At 34.1% G+C, this 19,838-nt stretch carries 11 protein-coding genes and 5 pseudogenes; 9 read left to right on the top strand and 7 right to left on the bottom strand.

All coding sequences use genetic code 11. The features are described 5' to 3' along the window. Positions 1-22 precede the first annotated feature (22 nt). Positions 23-508: pseudogene (locus tag ARSQ2_RS15250) on the top strand (transposase). Positions 509-668: 160 nt separating this feature from the next. Here the strand turns inward: ARSQ2_RS15250 and ARSQ2_RS11935 are convergent. Both ARSQ2_RS11935 and ARSQ2_RS14790 read right to left on the bottom strand, forming a co-directional pair. Further along, a complete protein-coding gene (locus ARSQ2_RS11935; protein ID WP_202880388.1) occupies positions 669-917 on the bottom strand; it encodes a hypothetical protein in 249 nt (82 codons plus the stop codon). 32 nt (positions 918-949) lie between these two features. Then, positions 950-1,278: pseudogene (locus ARSQ2_RS14790) on the bottom strand (antA/AntB antirepressor family protein). Between the two features lie 602 nt (positions 1,279-1,880). On the opposite strand from ARSQ2_RS14790, the gene recC reads away from it, so the two are divergent. From recC to ARSQ2_RS06075, 5 genes and pseudogenes are all read left to right on the top strand, one after another. Then, a complete protein-coding gene (gene recC / locus ARSQ2_RS06100; RefSeq protein ID WP_181994714.1) occupies positions 1,881-5,273 on the top strand; it encodes an exodeoxyribonuclease V subunit gamma in 3,393 nt (1,130 codons plus the stop codon). Between the two features lie 4 nt (positions 5,274-5,277). Next, positions 5,278-8,276: pseudogene (locus tag ARSQ2_RS12690) on the top strand (insulinase family protein). Next, positions 8,273-11,881 (top strand): exodeoxyribonuclease V subunit beta, encoded by a 3,609-nt coding sequence (recB, locus tag ARSQ2_RS06085; RefSeq protein ID WP_181994712.1) that lies wholly within the window; start codon positions 8,273-8,275, stop codon positions 11,879-11,881. The pseudogene ARSQ2_RS12690 and the gene recB overlap by 4 nt, the downstream one beginning before the upstream one ends. After that, positions 11,881-13,719, top strand: a complete 1,839-nt coding sequence (recD, locus tag ARSQ2_RS06080; protein WP_181994718.1) for an exodeoxyribonuclease V subunit alpha — start codon at positions 11,881-11,883, stop codon at positions 13,717-13,719. Before recB ends, recD begins: the two co-directional genes overlap by 1 nt. A 282-nt stretch (positions 13,720-14,001) precedes the next feature. Further along, positions 14,002-14,250, top strand: a complete 249-nt coding sequence (locus ARSQ2_RS06075) for a hypothetical protein (RefSeq protein WP_181994711.1) — start codon at positions 14,002-14,004, stop codon at positions 14,248-14,250. Between the two features lie 195 nt (positions 14,251-14,445). Here the strand turns inward: ARSQ2_RS06075 and ARSQ2_RS13695 are convergent, their stop codons facing one another. The 3 genes from ARSQ2_RS13695 to ARSQ2_RS06065 all read right to left on the bottom strand — a co-directional run bounded on the left by ARSQ2_RS13695 (position 14,446) and on the right by ARSQ2_RS06065 (position 15,333). Further along, a complete protein-coding gene (locus ARSQ2_RS13695) occupies positions 14,446-14,574 on the bottom strand; it encodes a hypothetical protein (protein WP_255487589.1) in 129 nt (42 codons plus the stop codon). Then, on the bottom strand, positions 14,514-14,945 hold the full coding sequence (locus ARSQ2_RS06070; RefSeq protein ID WP_181994717.1) for a transposase: 432 nt from the start codon (positions 14,943-14,945) through the stop codon (positions 14,514-14,516). The genes ARSQ2_RS13695 and ARSQ2_RS06070 overlap by 61 nt, the downstream gene beginning before the upstream one ends. 103 nt (positions 14,946-15,048) lie before the next feature. Next, positions 15,049-15,333, bottom strand: a complete 285-nt coding sequence (locus ARSQ2_RS06065) for an IS630 transposase-related protein (RefSeq protein ID WP_181994710.1) — start codon at positions 15,331-15,333, stop codon at positions 15,049-15,051. A gap of 7 nt (positions 15,334-15,340) precedes the next feature. On the opposite strand from ARSQ2_RS06065, the pseudogene ARSQ2_RS12685 reads away from it, so the two are divergent. From ARSQ2_RS12685 to ARSQ2_RS06050, 3 genes and pseudogenes are all read left to right on the top strand, one after another. Continuing rightward, positions 15,341-15,838: pseudogene (locus tag ARSQ2_RS12685) on the top strand (lytic polysaccharide monooxygenase). A 1,737-nt stretch (positions 15,839-17,575) separates the two neighbouring features. Beyond that, the gene (locus ARSQ2_RS06055) at positions 17,576-18,409 is read left to right on the top strand and encodes an N-acetylmuramoyl-L-alanine amidase (RefSeq protein ID WP_181994716.1); all 834 of its coding nucleotides are present in this window, start codon (positions 17,576-17,578) and stop codon (positions 18,407-18,409) included. 397 nt (positions 18,410-18,806) lie between these two features. After that, positions 18,807-19,001, top strand: a complete 195-nt coding sequence (locus tag ARSQ2_RS06050; protein WP_181994708.1) for a hypothetical protein — start codon at positions 18,807-18,809, stop codon at positions 18,999-19,001. 250 nt (positions 19,002-19,251) lie between these two features. On the opposite strand, the gene ARSQ2_RS14785 is transcribed toward ARSQ2_RS06050, so the two are convergent. Further along, entirely contained in the window at positions 19,252-19,374 is a 123-nt protein-coding gene (locus ARSQ2_RS14785) for a porin (protein WP_420837745.1), read from the bottom strand. 58 nt (positions 19,375-19,432) lie between these two features. After that, positions 19,433-19,603, bottom strand: a pseudogene (locus ARSQ2_RS14780) (porin); the annotation flags it as partial. Positions 19,604-19,838: the final 235 nt, after the last annotated feature.

The raw sequence follows: 19,838 nt of genomic DNA, 5'->3' as shown, positions 1-19,838 counted from the left end.
GTATGACAAAGAAGGCAAGCATATTGTTTTTATTGATGAAAGTGGTTTTTCAAACGATACCCCGCGGACTCACGCCTATTCCCCGAAAGGTCAACGGTGTGTTGCTCTCAAGCACTGAGGAGCTAAAGGAAGAACAAATGTTATCGGCGCTTTATTGGGCACAACGCTGTTTGCTATCGGATTATTTGATATCAATATTAATAGCGATGTTTTCTATGCATGGGTCAACCAAGTCCTTATCCCAGTACTTCCTAAAAACAGTGTAATCATGATGGATAATTCAACTTTTCACAAGAAACAGAGTATTCAACAAGTCATCATCGATGCGGGACAGCGTGGCATATGGTGGAATATTTGCCTACCTATTCGCCAGATCTTAATCCAATTGAACATAAATGGGCACAAGTTAAATGCAAAAAAGAGCGCTCGGATGCGACACAGATATTTTGTTCGCACTCAATATGATGTAATCAAAATTAAGTCGCTTAGCTATAAATACCCTGAATAGACTTGTCATGAGTGTGTGTTCCATTCCACGTCAACTTCATGGGCAGCTTGTAGTCTAGATACAAATCATAGAGACGTTCCGGACCCTTTTTGAGCAAGATAGGTTGATAAGCGATGAATCCGGTCAGCATCGTGTGGGCTTATTTCGCTTTGTCTTTCGGTTAAATACTTATCCCCCGAGCGCTAGAAGCAACACGCCAGCGTATACCGGATTTACTTTCGTTGTAGAGCCATTTACGCTCTCCTAGAAAATGATTTATCTGTTGACTGTTTAAGCCGTTAAGCATTTTGCTAAATTGGGTAGGGGTCATGCCTTCTTTGAAAAGATTTTTGAGGTAATCAATTTCTGTTGATAAGCTTTTATTTTCCAGTAATAACTTTTCTTTCTCTTCCTCAGCACGAACGACCATTAGGGCGATTTCTTTTGTTGTTGGTAGAACAACTAGAATTTGTGGTTGTAAAATTCGTCTTTCGCATTTAATGAAGTACCGCCTTGCCTGTTTGCCTTTTCGTTATGTTCAACCATGGATAACTCTTTTGCCATGTCAAGGGAAATGTGGTAGTCGATTATAGTAGCGTTGTTGGCTTCCATTTTTTGTGGAAGCGAGTAAAGTCTTTATTTTTAACAAATCCATAATCTAAAATTCGCTTTTTTATCCATCTCGAAAAATCTTGCTTAATTTCCAAAAACGCATCTAAATCACGCGCATTAACCGTCTGGATTAATACATCATTGATGCTTTTTGTTTCAATGTTAATTAAATCTTTCATGTAAGAATTCCTCGCTAATAAAAACGATGATAAGTTTTTGTTTATACTGTATTAAAGATGAGAATGGATGCTAGCTTAATGGTAGAGTAGAGATTTAATTCTTCGGTTCTAGCTTCAAATTCCGCACAATGCGCCAATCTTACGATTTATCTTTATGAGTCTGTCATTTTCTTTTTTCAGATATAGCTGGGCGACTTTAAAATGATTAGAAGTAATTACTCTATATCAGTAAATTTATATTGGAGAAAAACATATATTTTGTAATCAAAATTAAGACGCTTAGCTATAGCTATAGCCTTATTTGCTATTTCAGCTATCGCATTAATAAAATATGTTCATAATCTAATGCTTGGATTTTCTCTCGCATGGCAAAAAACACAGCAATTTCGCATGATGCACACTTTTTTTTGAAAGTGGAGAACCGATGCTAGGCATTAACTCTATTAGTGCCGATATAACAAATAATATGCCTAAAAATATTGATTTATCATATCGTTACGTGAACATTACAGATAATTGTAAGCAGATATTAGTTACATTTAAGATGCCTTATAACCAATTAACTGCTGCATCAAGGTGATACTGTTCGTCAGGAAAAGATTATGCTAAAAATTTATCATTCTAATCAATTAGATATTCACAAAGAGCTTATTTCTAGTTTGATCAAAAATAATCCCTTGACCCAGCCGTTTGAGCAAGAAATTATTTTGGTTCAAAGTCCAGGTATGTCCCAATGGCTACAAATAGAGCTTGCGCAAAGCTTGCGAATTGCCGCTAACATTTCTTTTCAGCTACCGGCAACTTTTATTTGGGACATGTTTACTCGGGTTTTATCTGATATCCCATCAGAGAGTGCTTTTACGAAAAAGGCAATGACTTGGAAATTAATGACAATTTTACCTTCCTTGCTACAAGAACCTGAATTCAAGCCTCTTAGGCAATATCTTAATAAGGATATGGGTAAACGTAAGTTGTATCAGTTATCAGCTCGGATTGCGAATCTGTTTGAGCAATATTTAGTTTACCGTCCCCAATGGTTAGAAAGCTGGCGTAAAAAACAACTAATTGAGGGCTTAAGTGATAATCAGCAATGGCAAAAACGTCTTTGGTTAGCGTTGACAGAGTATACGGAAAAGCTTAATCAATCTAAATGGCATCAGGCAAATCTCTATCAACAATTTATACAAAGTTTACATGCTAATATGCCTTCACATATTAGGTTGCCGAAACGTGTATTTATCTGTGGTATCGCCGCATTACCTCCGGTTTATTTGCAGGCATTAAATGCCCTTGGCCAGCATATTGATATTTATTTAATGTTTACTAATCCATGTCGTTATTATTGGGGAGATATTCAGAGCTATGCTTCTTTGGCAAAACTTGAACGACGCAAGTTAAAAAATTATCGAAATAACCATGAAATTGCGCGTTTCAAGGGAGAAAGTTCGCCTGATACGTTATTTAATCAACAAGGTGAACAATTTCTAACTAATCCGCTATTAGCTTCTTGGGGTAAATTAGGCCGTGACAACCTCTATTTTCTGTCTCAGTTGGAGCTATCTAATGAAGTTGCTGTCTTTGTAGATTTACCACGTGATTGTTTGTTGCACCAAGTGCAGCGAGATATTTTAGATTTAGAAGATCATGCACAACTTGGTTTAACCGAAGCGAGTTATAATAATAGTCTTTCAAAAAGACAATTAAGCAAAAAAGATAAATCGTTGACATTTCATTCATGCCATAGCCCACAACGTGAAATTGAAGTATTGCAAGATTATTTATTGGGTCTCTTTGCAGACGATCCAAATCTAACACCCAAAGATATAATTGTAATGGTGGCAGATATTGATAGTTACACACCTTATATCCAAGCGGTGTTTAGTCATGTGTCCCCTGAACGTCGGTTACCTTTTTCTATTTCAGATAGAAAAGCCAGGCAGGTACATCCTATTTTGCAAGCTTTTATTTCGTTACTTGATTTACCCCAAAGTCGTTTTACCACAGAACAAGTATTAGCTTTATTAGAAGTGCCAGCACTGGCTCGTCGATTTTCTATTTACGATGATGAATTACTTTTATTGCGACGATGGATTAACGAATCAGGTATTCGTTGGGGGCTTGATGATGAAAACATTGCAATGCTTGAATTACCAGCAATAGGGCAAAATACCTGGGCTTTTGGTTTAAATAGAATGTTGCTTGGTTATGCGATGGATAGTCAGGTAGGGATTTGGAATAAAATTTTACCTTATGATGAATGTACCGGGTTATCCGCGAAATTAGCTGGGCAACTTGCCGCATTTATTGATTCATTGGCTAGTTGGCGCAGTAAACTTAATCAGGAAAGAAAATTGTCAGAATGGTTGCCATTATGTCAATGCCTGTTAGATGCTTTTTTTGAAACTGATGAACAAATTGAAGCGATATTCATATTTATGCTCCAGCAATGGAAAAAAACGATTGAGACTGGAATAGCGGCAAAATATGAAGAAATAGTTTCTCTATCGCTTATTCGTGATGAATTAGCAACCTGTTTTGATGATGAAAAGATCAGTCAACGTTTTCTTGCAGGGGCAATTAATTTTTGTACTCTAATGCCTATGCGTTCTATTCCTTTTAAGGTTGTGTGTTTATTAGGTATGAACGACAGGATATATCCACGCTCAATACCACCACTGGGTTTTGATTTAATGGCTGAGCAGACTCAACGCGGTGATAGAAAGCGTCGGGATGATGATCGCTATCTATTTTTGGAAGCTTTAAATTCCGCTTCTCAATTATTTTATGTTAGCTATATTGGGCATGCTATACGTGACAATCAAGCACATAATCCCTCGGTGCTAGTAAATGAATTACTTGATTATATTAGCCAAAGTTTTTGTTTAGAGGGTGATGCACATTTAAATATTGATCTTAGTGCTGATAGGGTAAAAGAACATTTAGTGATTAAACATACGCGAGTACCTTTTGCGACAGAGAATTATTTGCCTAATAGCATTCATCAGAGTTATGCCAGTGAATGGTTATCAGCAGCCAGAAAAAAAGGTAATCCACGGCCTGAATTCTGTACTCCGTTAATGCCAATGATAGAACATGACAATGAAATATTATTAGAGCAGTTACTCTCTTTTTATCGACACCCGATCCGGGCTTTTTTTCAACAAAGGTTAAAAGTTAATTTTTTTAATGAAGGAGTACAATTACAGCAGGATGAACCTTTTATTGTAAATAATTTACAACGATATAAATATAATGAACGCTTACTTAAGGCGATGATTTATCAAGAGTCACTGGAGGAGCTGTTAACGACTTTGCGTGCAACGGGTGGATTACCAGCAGAACATTTTGGTCAAATTTATTGGGAAAAACAGATCCAAGATATGCAGCCATTAGCTGATAAAGTAAAGATAAATTGTCATGAATATTTTAATAAACTATTCGTCGAACCCTTTAAGAATATTCGTTTGGCTGGACAATTACGAAATATTCAGCAAAACGGTATTATTCGTTATCGTCCTGCAAACTTAACGATTAATGATGGTTTATCTCTATGGATAGAACATTTAATTTTTTGTTTAACTGTTAGATCTGGTGAAAGTTACTATTGGGGAAGAGATAATAGTGAATGGTGTTTTGAGTCAGTGGACAAATATCAGGCGAAAGTATATTTACAACAACTCATTAATGGTTATCAAGACGGGATGAATTCGCCATTACCACTTTTTAATAAAAGTGGCTGGAATTGGTTAATGTCATGCTATAACAAAAAAAGTGAACAATTTGATTTTGAGTCTGAGGCTGTTTTGCAAAAAGCAAAAATCCAGCTTATCCACTCCTTACAAGGTACCTATAATCAGCCAGGTGAAATGGAAGATAGCTATATTGGTCGTGCTTTCAGTAAAATAGATAGTAATTTGCTTGAAACAATACAAAAAAAGGCACGTACTTATTTATTGCCAATGGCAATCTATAGAAAAAATAAAAAGAGGATGTAATAAGATGTTTAAAGTAATAAGGGTTGTTATGAAAAACATGATAGTCGTGCTCTTATTACTATTTAGTACGGTAAGCTTTGCTAAGCAGCATTGGCAAGTTTTGCCTGATAGGATAAACAAAAGTGAAAAAGATACTCGAGGGTATCAGGCGATAAAACTTTCTAATGATATGATTGTATTGCTAATATCTGATCCGAAGACCAGTAAATCATTAACTGCGGTTACCTTACCAGTTGGCACAATGGAAAGTCCTGATCAACAACTTGGTTTGGCACATTACCTTGAACACGTGGTATTGATGGGCTCTAAACGCTATCCTGAGTCAGGTGAAATATCAGAATTTTTGCAAAAACATGGTGGCAATCATAATGGTAGTACGGCTTCTAATCTTACTGCTTACTATTTAGAAGTTGAAAATGGTGCTTTAAAGCAGCCACAGATCGCTTGGGAAGTGCATTAGCAGAGCCATTACTTGATCCTAAAAATGCCGATCGAGAACGTAATGCAGTCAATGCAGAATTAACAATGGCACGTGCTCGCCATGAAATGCGATTATGGCACGTGCGTTCTGAAACACTTAATCCGGCTCATCCTAATTCACGTTTTTCCGGTGGAAATTTATAAACTTTAAGCGATAAGCCTGGTAGCTATTTACAGACTGAGCTCAAGAATTTTTATTATCGCTATTACTCAGCTAATTTAATGAAAGGTATTTTTTATGGCAATGACTCATTGAGTCAATTAGCCAAAATCGCAGCTGAAACTTTTGGTCGTATTCCAAATCGAAAGGATATTGTTCCTGAAATAACGATACCCGCTATAATCGATAAAGAAAAAGGAATAATAATTCATTATATGCCAGCACAACCTAAAAAAGTTTTGCAACTTGAATTTAGTATTGCAAATAATTTAACAGAATTTCGCAGTAAGTCAGATGAATATATTGGCTATTTGATAGGAAATCGAAGTCAAAATACACTTGCTGATTGGTTACTAAAGAATGGTCTTGCTGAAGAGATTAATGTTGACGTTGTACCAGATGTTGATCGTAATAATGGCATTTTTTCAATAAACGTTTTATTAACGGATAAGGGATTGGGAAATAGAGATAAGATTATTGCGGCAATATTTTCCTATATTGATTTATTAAAATAACAAGGTATTAAGAGTGGTTATTTTAACGAGATCGCAAATGTTCTGAAGCTTTCATTTCAACATATAGCTGGGCCACTTTAAAATAATTAGAAGTAATTACTCTATATCAGTAAATTTATGTTGGAGAAAAACATATATTTTGTAATCAAAATTAAAACGCTTAGCTATAATTCTATTGTTCGTGATATGAATTATATTCAGCAACTATCTAATCAAATGTTGAATATCCCAATTCCACATGTGCTTGATGCTAATTACATTGCTGATCGCTTTGATCCAAAAGCAATAAGCAGCCGTTTAGCAAAATTAACTCCCTATAATGCCAAAATTTGGTTTATCGCACCGAATGAACCACATAATAAAGAAGCCTATTTTCTGAATGCTCCTGATCAAGTTGATAAAATTAACAGCCAACAATATCAACGATGCTCTGAATTAAAAAAAGAAATGCATTTTTCGTTACCTGAATTAAACCCTTATATTGCTCATGATTTTTGTTTAATTAAAAGTTCTCGTCATTATCAGCATCCAGAATTGGTAGATGAGCAAGGAAATGTGCGGGTAGTCTATATGCTAAGTCGATATTTTGCTGATGAACCTAAAGGTGGGATTGCGATAGATTTACGTAATGAGCAGAGCAGTAAAACGGTAAAAGCTCAAGTTAGTGCAGCATTATTAGAATACCTGGCCTCTTTAAAATTGTCTCAATTAAGTTACGAAGCTTCCGTCGCCGGAATGGAACTGGTTGTGTCTTCAAATTTAGGCCTGCAATTGAAAGCGAGTGGTTATACTCAACATCTAGCGGAATTGACGACAAAAATGGTTAAGGCATTTCTTACCTTCACAATTTCTGCTGACGAAGTTACACAAGCAAAATCATGGTATAGGGAACAGCTTGAAGTTAGCAATAATCTTAAAGCCTTTGAGTTGGCAATGCAGCCGAAACAACGTTTAGAAAAAGTACCTTATTTTGAGGAAGAACAACGCTTGAAGGCCCTGGAAACGATCACAGAAAATGACATCCTAAACTACCGTCAAGAGATTATTGACAATGCTGCTTTACAAGTGATTATATTCGACAATCTAACACAAAAGCAAGGCATTGATATTATTAAGTCTATTGCCCATTTATTGAATAATAAAGGCAAGAATTGGTGGAGAGGGGATATTATTGCTGTTGATAAACAGCATAAAGTAAATTTCCAACATCAGGCAAATAGTACAGATAATGCGTTAGCAGAAATATTTTTTTCGACAGAATATGATCGTGATATTGGATTTGTCTTATCAAATATTTTGGCCAATATTTTACATCCTTGGTTTTTTGAGCAACTTAAGACGCAAGAACAATTAGCCTATGCTGTTTTTGCCTTTACTACTAGCCTTGGTGAGCAATGGGGATTAGGTTTTTTATTGCAAAGTAATAATAAAACCCCTGCGTATTTGAATAAACGCTATCAAAACTTTTATCAATTAGCCTTTAAAAAATTAAATGCAATGCCAAAAAAAGAATTTGAGCAATACAAAAAGGCACTATTGACGGAAATGGAACAGCCTCCGCAAACTTTTTATGAAGAGATAGATCGTTTTTTACCAGATTTTGCGAGGAATAATTTTGCTTTTGATAGCAGAAAAAAATTAATCAAAGTATTGAAAACGGTTACACAGCAAGATCTATTAACTTTTTATAACAATGCCGTTTTGCAACAAACAGGTTTAGCTTTTTTTTTACAAATTATTGCCAAAGAGGTTAATAAAGAAGGCTATCCTCAATTAAAAAATTGGATAACTTATCGGACTGCATCTGAATTACAAAAGATTTTGCCAATTGAGGTAGATGCTAAGTGAGTAATCGGCGAATACAGGCTTATCAACTGGATCCTTATTGTTTACCTCTTTATGGCCAGCGATTGATAGAAGCTTCAGCAGGAACAGGAAAAACCTATACGATAGCTTTACTCTATTTGCGATTGTTATTAGGTGTTGGACAAAAAAATGCATTTTCTCGCCCATTAAGTGTTGAAGAGATTTTAGTCGTCACTTTTACTGAAGCGGCAACTGATGAGCTAAGATCACGTATTCGCCACAATATTCATCAGATGAGAATGGCCTGTATTAGAGATGGTATTGGTTTTGATGAAAATTCAATATTCCGAATCTTACTATCTTCTATTGCAGATAAAGAGGTGGCTGCTCAATGGTTACTTGCTGCTGAACTTCAAATGGATGAAGCGGCAATTTATACTATCCATGGATTCTGTCAACGCATATTGGTGCATAATGCTTTTGTGTCAGGTATGCTATTTGAGCAATCAATAATAAAAGATGAACATACCATACAAAAACAGGCTTGTGCTGATTTTTGGCGCTGCAACTGCTATCCAATGAATTATTCTATATCAAAAGTTATTGTTGATGAATGGAGTGACCCAGAGGCACTTTTAGCCGAAATAAAGCCTTATTTACAAGGCGACATTCCGAATTTTGTTAACCAATCGATTGAAGCGCAATCAATAAAACAGCGTCATCAGACCCTAATTGACACGATAAAAAAAGTAAAAGAGTTGTGGCTTTTAAATTCAGCAAGTTTTATTGATTTAATTGCTGATTCCGCTATTAATAAACGTAGTTATAGTCGCCGTACTTTACCGGGTTGGATAGCCGCGGTCAATGGTTGGGCTCAATTAGCAACAATCGATTATAAAACCCCTAAAGAACTAGCTCGTTTTTGCCAATCTGAACTGATAGATAAAACACCGACAGGTCAAGTACCTAAACATGAGGTTTTTCGTGCTATTGATAATTTGATGCAACAATCATTTACATTACGCGATATCATTATTTCAAAAGCGATTATTGACGTTCGTCAAACAATTGTTAAAGAGAAAAGACGACGTGGAGAGATTGGATTTGATGATTTATTAAGTCATTTAGATCAGGCACTACACGCAGAAGGTGGTGATCGATTATCTAACACGATCCGTAATCGTTACCCGGTTGTTATGGTTGATGAGTTTCAAGATACTGATCCGCAACAGTATCGCATTTTTCAACGTATTTATCAGGGGCATAATCATTGTGGTTTGTTATTTATTGGCGATCCTAAACAAGCTATTTATGCTTTTCGTGGGGCGGATATTTTTACTTATCTTAAAGCTAAAGATCAGATTGAATCACACTATACTCTTAATACTAATTGGCGCGCTTCACCAAGTATGGTAGCAGCTATTAATCAATTATTCAGTCGGGCAACAAAACCGTTTTTATTTGAGCAAATATCTTTTAACAAAGTTGATTCAGCCTCTTCAAATCAGCATTTAGCATTTATTCATAAAACAGCAAAATTATCAGCTTTAAATTTTTGTTATTTAGATAAAGAAGCGGTTTCAACCTTAGACTATCAACAAACGATGGCCTATCAGTGTGCTAGTCAGATTTGTGATTGGCTTAAAGGGGGAGAGAATGGAACAACCTGGCTGTATCGAAATGATGTAAAACAGCCGGTAATAGCTGCGGATATTATGGTGTTAGTCAGAAGTCGTCGCGACGCAGTAATAATACGAGAAGCATTAAGTAAATTTAATATTTCGTCAGTTTTTCTTTCTAATCAAGAAAGCGTTTTTGCTACTAATGAAGCGCGCGATCTATTATGGTTATTACAAGCTGTGCTCTCACCTGAAAAGGAACGTACGTTGCGTTGTGCGTTAGCTACTCGTTTAATCGGGCTAAGTGCACAAGATATTGAGCAATTAAATCAAGATGAAAGGCAGTGGGAGATACGGGTTGAAGAGTTTGCCAATTATTTATTGATTTGGCAGCGACATGGTATTTTGCCTGCATTAAGAGCTATTATGGTTAACCATCGGATTGCTGAAAACCTACTGATGGATAATATAGATGGTGAAAGGCGCTTGATGGATGTGATGCATCTGAGTGAATTGTTGCAAGAAGCTGAATTACAGCTTGAAAGTGAGCATGCTCTAGTTCGCTGGTTAGCTCAGCAGATCGATCACCCCGATCCGTTACTAGAAAATCAGCAAATACGTCTAGAGAGTGATAGTCACTTGGTGAGTATTAGTACAATTCATAAATCTAAAGGTTTAGAATTCCCGATTGTTTGGTTACCTTTTGCCTGTCAATTCTCGCAGCAAAAATTGGCCACGTTCCATGATCGTGATAATTTTCAAACTTGCCTTGATCTGACCCAACAAGAAAAAAGCATCAGGCTGGCTAATGAAGAGCGTTTAGCCGAAGATTTGCGGCTGTTATATGTTGCACTAACACGCTCAAAATATCATTGTAGTGTTGGTATTGCACCTTTAATAAAAGGTCGTCCTAGTGGGGAAAGTGGTAATACGGATTTGCATCAAAGCGCATTAGGTTACTTATTGCAAAATGGACAGCCAGCGAATGCGACTTTATTGCGTGATGCTCTAGGTGCATTAGCTAATGAAAATATTAGCATCACACCTGTTAGTGATATTAATTTATCGCCTTGGTACCCAAAAGAAAATACACCCGTGAAGTTATTGGCTCGAAATTTTACAGGACAGATCCAAAATACCTGGCGGGTTACGAGTTATTCAGGATTAACCTATCATGATATGTATTTTGATAAATTTACTGCTAGTGATATAAGTATTGAGATTGCTATACAAGATTTGGCACCTAAAATGGACGTTGATGCACAAGGTGACAGCTCATTGGTTCAAGGTGAAATAGCAGAGTGGAGTGTTCATACCTTTCCTAAGGGGGCCACACCAGGAACTTTTTTGCATTCCTTGTTGGAATTACTGCCATTTAATCAACATCCACAAGAGTCTTGGTTAGCTGGAAAATTAGAGCAAGCCGGTTTTTCCGCTAATTGGGCACCGGTGCTTAAAATGTGGCTAATAAATATTTTTGACACCCCTTTACTTAGCGATAGCCTCAGCTTGTCAAAGATCACGCCTGAGAATCAATTAAATGAAATGCAATTTCATTTACCGATAGAAAAATTGTTATTGCCATCTGCATTAGATAGGCTAACTCATCAATATGATGTTTTATCTCAACGTTGCTCACCGCTTAGTTTTGAGCCAGTAACGGGTGTTTTAAACGGTTTTATTGATTTAGTTTTTTGCTGGCAAGACAAATTTTATCTGCTTGATTATAAATCAAATTGGTTAGGGGAAAATGGTCTGGCATATAGCCAGGAGGCCATACAGAATGCTATGATTGACCATAGATATGATTTACAGTATCAGCTTTATACATTAGCTATGCATCGTTATTTACGGAATCGTTTACCTAATTATGATTATCAAAAACATTTTGGTGGGGTTATCTACCTTTTTTTGCGTGGATTTGATGCGAAAAACCCTGGTTATGGTATTTATTACTCTATTCCTCCTTATGCGTTTATTAATAGCCTGGATGAGTTATTTAATGCAACTAATCGAGGTGAGCAATGATGATAACTTTACTAAAGCGAGCTGCTGAGCTTAATTTGTTTAGTTGTTTAGACATACAACTTGCTATTCGATTAGCTGATGATGAAAACCCATTATTGTTATTAATATTTGCAATATTAAGTGCTGAAACTCGAGCAGGTCATGTTTGTTTATTTATTGATAAGCTCGAACCCGCTTATTTATTTGAAGGTAGACAGGCGGAAATAGCTTTTATGCTCTGGGAAATGGCAGGAGCACCTGATAGTAACAGGATTTATACTCAGCTTAAACAATGTAATGCAGTTTGTGAGGCACCAGAATCAGCAGCAAAACCATTAGTATTATCAGATAACAAACTTTATTTTCAGCGAATGTGGGCTGATGAAGGACTAGTGGCTGATTTTTTTTCTCGCCATTTGTTAGAAACCGTTGATGAACAGCGATTAGCGACTATTTTAAATGGTTTTTTTGCGTCCTGGAAAACGCAAGATTGGCAAAAAATAGCTGTTGCTGTTGCAGTAACCAGTCGGATCGCAGTTATTTCTGGTGGGCCGGGTACAGGAAAAACAACGACAGTGGCACGTTTATTAGCTACTTTAGTCCAATTAAGTGATGAAAAGTTAATCATTCAGCTAGCGGCGCCGACAGGAAAAGCGGCTGCTCGATTAACGGAATCATTAAATAATGCATTATTAAAACTGAATTTATCTGCTGATGAGTATGCGGTTATGCCAGAACAAGCGCAGACTGTGCATCGATTATTAGGCGCTCAACCCAACAGCCAATTATTACGTTATCACAAAGACAATCCACTTTTGCTAGACGTTTTAATTATTGATGAGGCATCGATGGTTGATCTGCCTATGATGGCTAGATTAATTGAAGCTCTACCAGATCATGCCCGTGTCATTTTGCTAGGTGATAAAGATCAATTAGCTTCTGTTGAAGCGGGAGCTGTCCTAGGCGATCTTTGTCGTTTTGCAGAATCGGGATACAGTCGTGAAAAAGCGGGAAAACTGACTAAAATCACAGCTTGTGATTTATCTGATTTTATATCGAATGATGGGCCAGAGGTTAAAGATAGGATTTGTTTATTACGAAAAATTTATCGTTTTGATGCGCAATCAGGAATTGGTCGACTAACTACTGCAATTAACAAAGGTAATATTAAACAGGTTGAGCAACTATTAGCGCAGCAAAATGCGGATATTGCTTTTCATTCAATTGCTTCGTCTGAGAAATATGGCAAATTACTTTTTGATGCGGCTGAATGTTACCGTTGCTATCTGGATATAATAAAAACGGGTCGAGATCCCGAAGAAATCCTGACTACTTTTAATCGTTATCGTTTATTAGCGGCTTTGAGGGAAGGACCATACGGGGTTACAGGGTTAAATGATAAATTAGAACAGCTTTTACATCGTCAAGGAAGTATTCGACGGCCTGCTTATAGCTGGAATAAAAATTATGAAGGTCGCCCAATAATGATCACCAAAAATGATCGTCCTCTTGGCTTATTTAATGGTGATATTGGTGTTATGTTACGGGATGGTCAACAAGATTTAAAAGCCTATTTTCAGTTGCCTAATAGGGTGATAAAAAAAATACAACCCAGTCGTTTACCTCAGCATGAAACTGCGTTTGTTATGACAGTACATAAATCTCAAGGGTCAGAATTTGAACATGCCGCATTAGTTTTACCGCCAATTTTTACTCCTATTATTAGTAAAGAGCTTATTTATACTGCAATTACCAGAGCAAAAATTCAGTTGACGATTTATGCTGAGCGTCATGTTTTTACTAAAGCGTTAATGACCTCAACGGAACGGCATAGTGGTTTGACTGAGCGGTTACTTTAATAAAAGTAGAACCCATTTTATTCGTTATTTTTTTTGATATTATCAATAGTGAATATTAATAGCGATAAAAGTAAAAAATAATAAATATTTAATTGTAGCGAACTGAATTGAAGTATTGCGATATATAACTTTAATTTTTTCTTTAATTAATTAGTAACTTATTGCTATCAATTATTTTAATTCTGCTATTGATTATTTTTTAGAAGTATAAATGATTGATATTTGAGATGCTGCAAAATATCTTTGCGATTTATTCTTATTCAATGGGAGAATATAAATAAAATGTTAAATTCAGCATCCCAGATTGGGAATTATTCATCTCAAATAGTTAATCAACAGATTGCTTCTGCGCAAATGGATACGACTACGAATACAGAGAATAAACTTAGCTCTCAATTAAAAACCGTAGGAAATTCTAGTATTGATCTACTTGCGGTAAAAGAAAAGGAAAATGATTTATTTGAGGTAATTAAAAATAATGAATATCTTCTAATTATTGCCAATATAGCTAAGCGTCTTAATTTTAATTAAAAAATATATGTTTTTCTCCAATATAAATTTACTGATATAGACTAATTACTTGTAATCATTTTAAAGTCGCCCAACTATAACCCTGCGTCGGCACAACAAAATCTAACTCGGGAAAGGGGAGTATATTTGCAAAAAATGTAGTCAATATCTTGTTTGGCAAAATCAATAGGAGAGCGAATCACTCTCCTTTGTTGATTAAGCTAAATCAGTCATAATCATCTTAGCAATTTCAAAGTAAATATAGCTAAACGACTTAATTTTGATTACACCATATTGAGTGCGAAAAAAATATCTGTGTCGCATCCGAGCGCTCTTTTTTTGCATTTAGCTTGTGCCCATTTATGTTCAATTGGATTAAGATCTAGCGAATAGGTAGGCAAATATTCCACCATATGCCCCGCATCGATCATGACTTGTTGAATACTCTGTTTCTTGTGAAAAGTTGCATTATCCATCATGATTACACTGTTTTTAGGAAGTACTGGGATAAGGACTTGGGTGACCCATGCATAGAAAACATCGCTGTTAATATTGATATCAAATAATCCGATAGCAAACAGCGTTGTACCCAATAAAGCGCCGATAACATTTGTTCTTCCTTTAGCTCCCCAGTTCTTGAGACCAACACACCGTTGACCTTTCAGGGAATAGCCGTGAGTCTGCGGGGTATCGTGTGAAAAACTACTTTCATCAATAAAAACAATATGCTTGCCTTCTTTTTCATACTGTTGTTTTTTTGTTGAAACGTTTATGGAGTGTTTTCGTCGGCTTTCGGATGACGTAGAGTTTTTTTATAGGTCAATCCCATTTTTTAAGAGCTTGCCAAATGGCGTTTTGACAAACGCCAAAATGCTCTGGACACTCTTTTTGGTAAGCATCTGGATATTGTTCAACATCTTTTATCAACTCGGATTTATCGATTTTTCGCTGACGCGTAATCGATGTTTTTGGCTCTATTTGATTAATCCAACGCGATACAGATGCAGAGTCAATCCGAAATTGCTTCGCTGTTTCTCGGATACTCAACCCTTCTTCTTCCATCGTAAATATCACTTTACGTCTAAAATCAATTGAATAGCTCATATAAATAATGTCATCAGAATTAAGTCGCTTAGTTATAGAACAGAATGATGATTGTGGTAGTGCTAGTAACGACCCAATGTCGATTGAAGGCGCGAGTGGTTTTCCAAAGCAGGGTGCTAAAGATGGTAGAATAGCTAGCGGTGATAATTTTTGGTTTAGTCAATTAGATCAGCAAAATAGCGATCGCTGGCATAAAAATAATATTAAAGTAGGTAAAAATATATTTGAATGGTTTTTAACTCAGCCAAATCATACGGTAAGTTGGGAGTTTTATATTACCAAGCAAGACTGGGATCCAAATGCATCATTGACGCGTGATTCATTTGAATAAAAACCATTTTGTTTACGATCTAATGATAGAAAGAAATTAACTTTTGATGAGATGAATATTGAATGTGATGTACCGAAACGAAGTGATTATCAAATTATTTTAGTTATATGGACAATAGTTGATACAGGGTCAGCTTTTTATCAAAGTATAGATGTGAATATATCAGATATATAATAGTCAAATAGTTTGTAAGGTTTTGCTAAAATTGAATGAAAATTCAACAAATTTGTGCTTATTAATTAATATAATTATCAGATATAAAATATCTATATTTTTATAAATAAATTATAAAATTTTCTATTTTTTTGTTTTATCATTAAATTAAATTATATAATAAAAGAATAAAAAAATTTTTAGTCTCACCATAGGATTTTAAAGAGCTTATATTAAATAAGAAGTGAATAGTTATAAATACATTTTTACTAGCTAGCGCATGGAGAATGCTTGATATAAAAATAATATTTTTAAAAAATTAAATTTGTTAATTTATTATTTTTTTCTTAGTGTTGTTTATTTGATAATAAATTTAAAGATATTCTTAATTCAATGTTAATATTATTTAAAATAAATGTGGAGTAAATAAATTATGGCCATTCAACGTGGTCTGCGTAATAATAATCCAGAAAATATTGACTATAATCCTATTAATGAATAGCAGGGGGCAGTACTTTATGATCCTGCAATTGAAAAACGATTTTGTCGATTTGAATAACCTGAATATGGTACTCGTGCAATAATATTATTACTTAAAAAATATCAACAAAATTATGGTTTAAAAAATATATCTGATTTAATTAGTCTCTGTGAACCACATAATGAAAATAACACTAATTCATATATTAAAAGCGTATCTAATAATATGAATTTATCACCTAAGACACTTGTTAATATAACAGATAAAACAATATTGATTAGTTTAGTAAAACCGCTATAATATTTTATGAAAATGGTCAACAACTTTATAATGATTCGTTTTTTGATAAATCTTATGGTTTAATATAATTAAATATTATTAATCCTGTTATTTTTTATTTTTTATTTTTTATTTTTTTATTATGAATTATTTAATGAAAATAATCGTTGATTATTAAAATAAAATTAAGTTAGACCTCACTTCTATTGCTAACACCAACATATCAAACCTAACAACTAGCTAATTTTATAAAGAAAAAATTCCCACTAATTGTTAATTAGGCCATGAACGCCAGCATCGGCATGATCAATATAAAATAACATTTATATAACAAAGCATAAAAATGAATGTAAATGTTAATTACACTAACTCAGTAGCCTATTTATTACTTTTTTAGAACGATTTTTAATAAAATAGCAATAGCTATTATTTATCAAAAACTGTATGAATTGAAATGATATAAGTATGATAATAAAGTATAAAATATATACTAAATTCTTTTTCAATAGATACTGTTGCAAAATGTTTTTTAAGAGCTATCTCTTACTATTTGATAATGTGATTGACTTAAAATTGTAAATAATTGATGAAAGCTGCTGTTCTACTATTAATTAATAACTTTATAAAATTATGGTCAAAATATCGATTAACCATAAAGATATTCAGTCAATAAAGCCAAAATTCATTAAAAATTAACAATTAAAATCAATTGTAAATTTATTATTAATTATATGTAATTGTGATGTTTCAACGCTTTGTTGATTAAGATTATTGCTATTATTTATTTTGATAATAAAAAATAAATTATGTAAATGAGATGAGACATTATAAATGGTTTATTCTTTTAAATTATAAAAATGGAGATACAAATTAGCTGGTAATGAAAACTAAGCGTATAGCCAAAAGTTTTGGCCTAAATTATTTAGGTGCATGAAGTAGAGTGTATGACAAGTAATACTTTTGTAAGGGTAGGTATCAAACACTTATGTGGAGATGATATGCGAAAGTTGTTTATGATGTTATTGGTGCTAATGATAGTGAGTTGTTCGTCTAAAACTCCTATCGTTGATAGAGGAAATTATTATATCGATAAATCTTTTTCATCGATAAGCCAAGATGATCGAGTGAAATTTTTAATATTTCATTATACTACAGTAAATGATGCTCGCTCATTGCAAATTTTAACTCAAGCTAAAGTAAGTGCCCATTATCTTATTCCATCAATTCCGAAAATAAAAAATGATAAACCCGTTATATATAACTTTGTTCCGGAGGATAAAAGCGCATGGCATGCAGGATTAAGTAATTGGAACGGTAGGCTTAATCTTAATGATAGCTCTATTGGCGTCGAAATAGTCAATAAAGGGTTTACTGAGGATATGCTTGGCGATAAAGTCTGGTACCCTTTTAATGAGCAGCAAATTTCCGCCATCATTGTTTTAGCTAAAGATATCATAAAACGATATAATATAACTCCTCATAATGTCTTAGCCCATAGTGATATTGCTCCATTAAGAAAGTATGACCCAGGTAAACTTTTCCCGTGGAAACGTTTAGCTGAGCTTGGTATTGGAGCTTGGCCGGATGAAATGACGGTTAGGAAATATCTGGCAGGGCGATCAGTTTATGCGCCGGCTAGTGTGTCAGTTGTTCAAAAATATTTGCAGAAATATGGTTATGATAAAATTCCACAATCAGGTGAACTTGATGAGGAAACACGCAGAACCATTAGTGCATTTCAGCTTCACTTTCGACGAACTGATATAAGTGGTAATGCAGATGCTGAAACAGAAGCTATTGCTCGTGCATTGCTTGAAAAATATAGGAGTTAAAGTCGTTAATGGTTACCAATGATTAACGGTTTCATATAACCTAATTATATTTTATAAATTAATCCCCTAACAATTGAATATTCATTGAGTGAGGTTTTTTATAATCAATAGAGATAGATTGGCTGTATTCAATTCGCTTAATACCAGGTTATTATTTAGTAGATTGGCTATTTAAAAACATTTTTATTATATAATGATAATCATTAATTTTGATTAGATTTCTCCTAAAAATATTTTCTATGTTTTTTATATTTACAGTTTTTTCAAAGCCTACATCTTCTAAATTTTAATTAACACTGCTAATAAATTTTATGGATAAAATAAATATTCATAACAGTAATTTATTTTTACTTTATTATAATACTAACGTATCTAAATCAACTTGAAGGTAATTACAATGAAATTTGTAAAACATGCACTTTTATCGATAGAATTAATTTTATTTGGTAGTATGGCTGCTTCTATTCCAATGAATAAAACTAGTCAAACCAATGTTGGACAGCAACAAGTCAAAACCAAAAAAATATTTCATTCTGGTAAAGTAAAAGCGCAGAAACCTGCTCATATTAAATCTGGAGAAAAAAGCATCTAAAAAAATTATGTCTAAAGTAAATTAAATTTGTCATAATAGATATCAATTAGAATAGAGGCTGGCCATGAGAGCGCCCTCTATTTTTTTATCTGGTTATATTAATAAATTAAAGAGTCTTTGTTGATAGTGACTAATGTTGATAATAATTGATTAATTTTTTATTTTATAAAATCAAACTGCTACTAGATAAGCTTAGGGTTAGTTATTTTTTATAAAAATATCCCAGATATTTTTTATCTGGGATCATATATTAAAAATAATAGACTAAGCCTATGCCTAAAACGTTATCAGTCCTAATGTCGTAATTTTCAGTAAATTTATTCTTATTTAATAAATTAATTTTATAATCTAACAGTGCAGCAAAATTTTTTATTAAAATAGTAGAATGAGCCTAGTGATATGAATTTATTTAAGTAATTATTTGCATATTCTCAAAGACCTTTCCCTTGAGCCTGAATATAAGCTAATGATGGTTTCAAACCATAATCAAATGTATATTGAGCGACAATTTCAAAAGTTTTTTTAGGTGCAATGTTGGTATTCGTCGAGCCAAAAGGTATCGTATTACGTGTTTCAATATAAGTTGATGCCAGATAGACGTTATTGACATTATATTATATAGCTGGGCGACTTTAAAATGATCACAAGTAATTATACTCTATATCAGTAAATTTATATTGGAGAAAAACATATATTTTCTCATCAAAATTAAGTCGGTTAGCTATATTTCGCACCAATACTCCAAGTTTCTGCGCGTTTGCCATTGGCATAGTATAGCTAAGCGACTTAATTTTGATGACAGTATTTATATGAGCTATTCAATTGATTTTAGAGGTA

The organism is Arsenophonus endosymbiont of Bemisia tabaci Q2 (assembly GCF_902713415.1).
In the GTDB taxonomy this organism is placed as follows: Bacteria; Pseudomonadota; Gammaproteobacteria; order Enterobacterales; family Enterobacteriaceae; genus Arsenophonus.
Note: the sequence above shows the minus strand (reverse complement) of the source record. Positions and strands in the feature narration are given on the sequence as shown.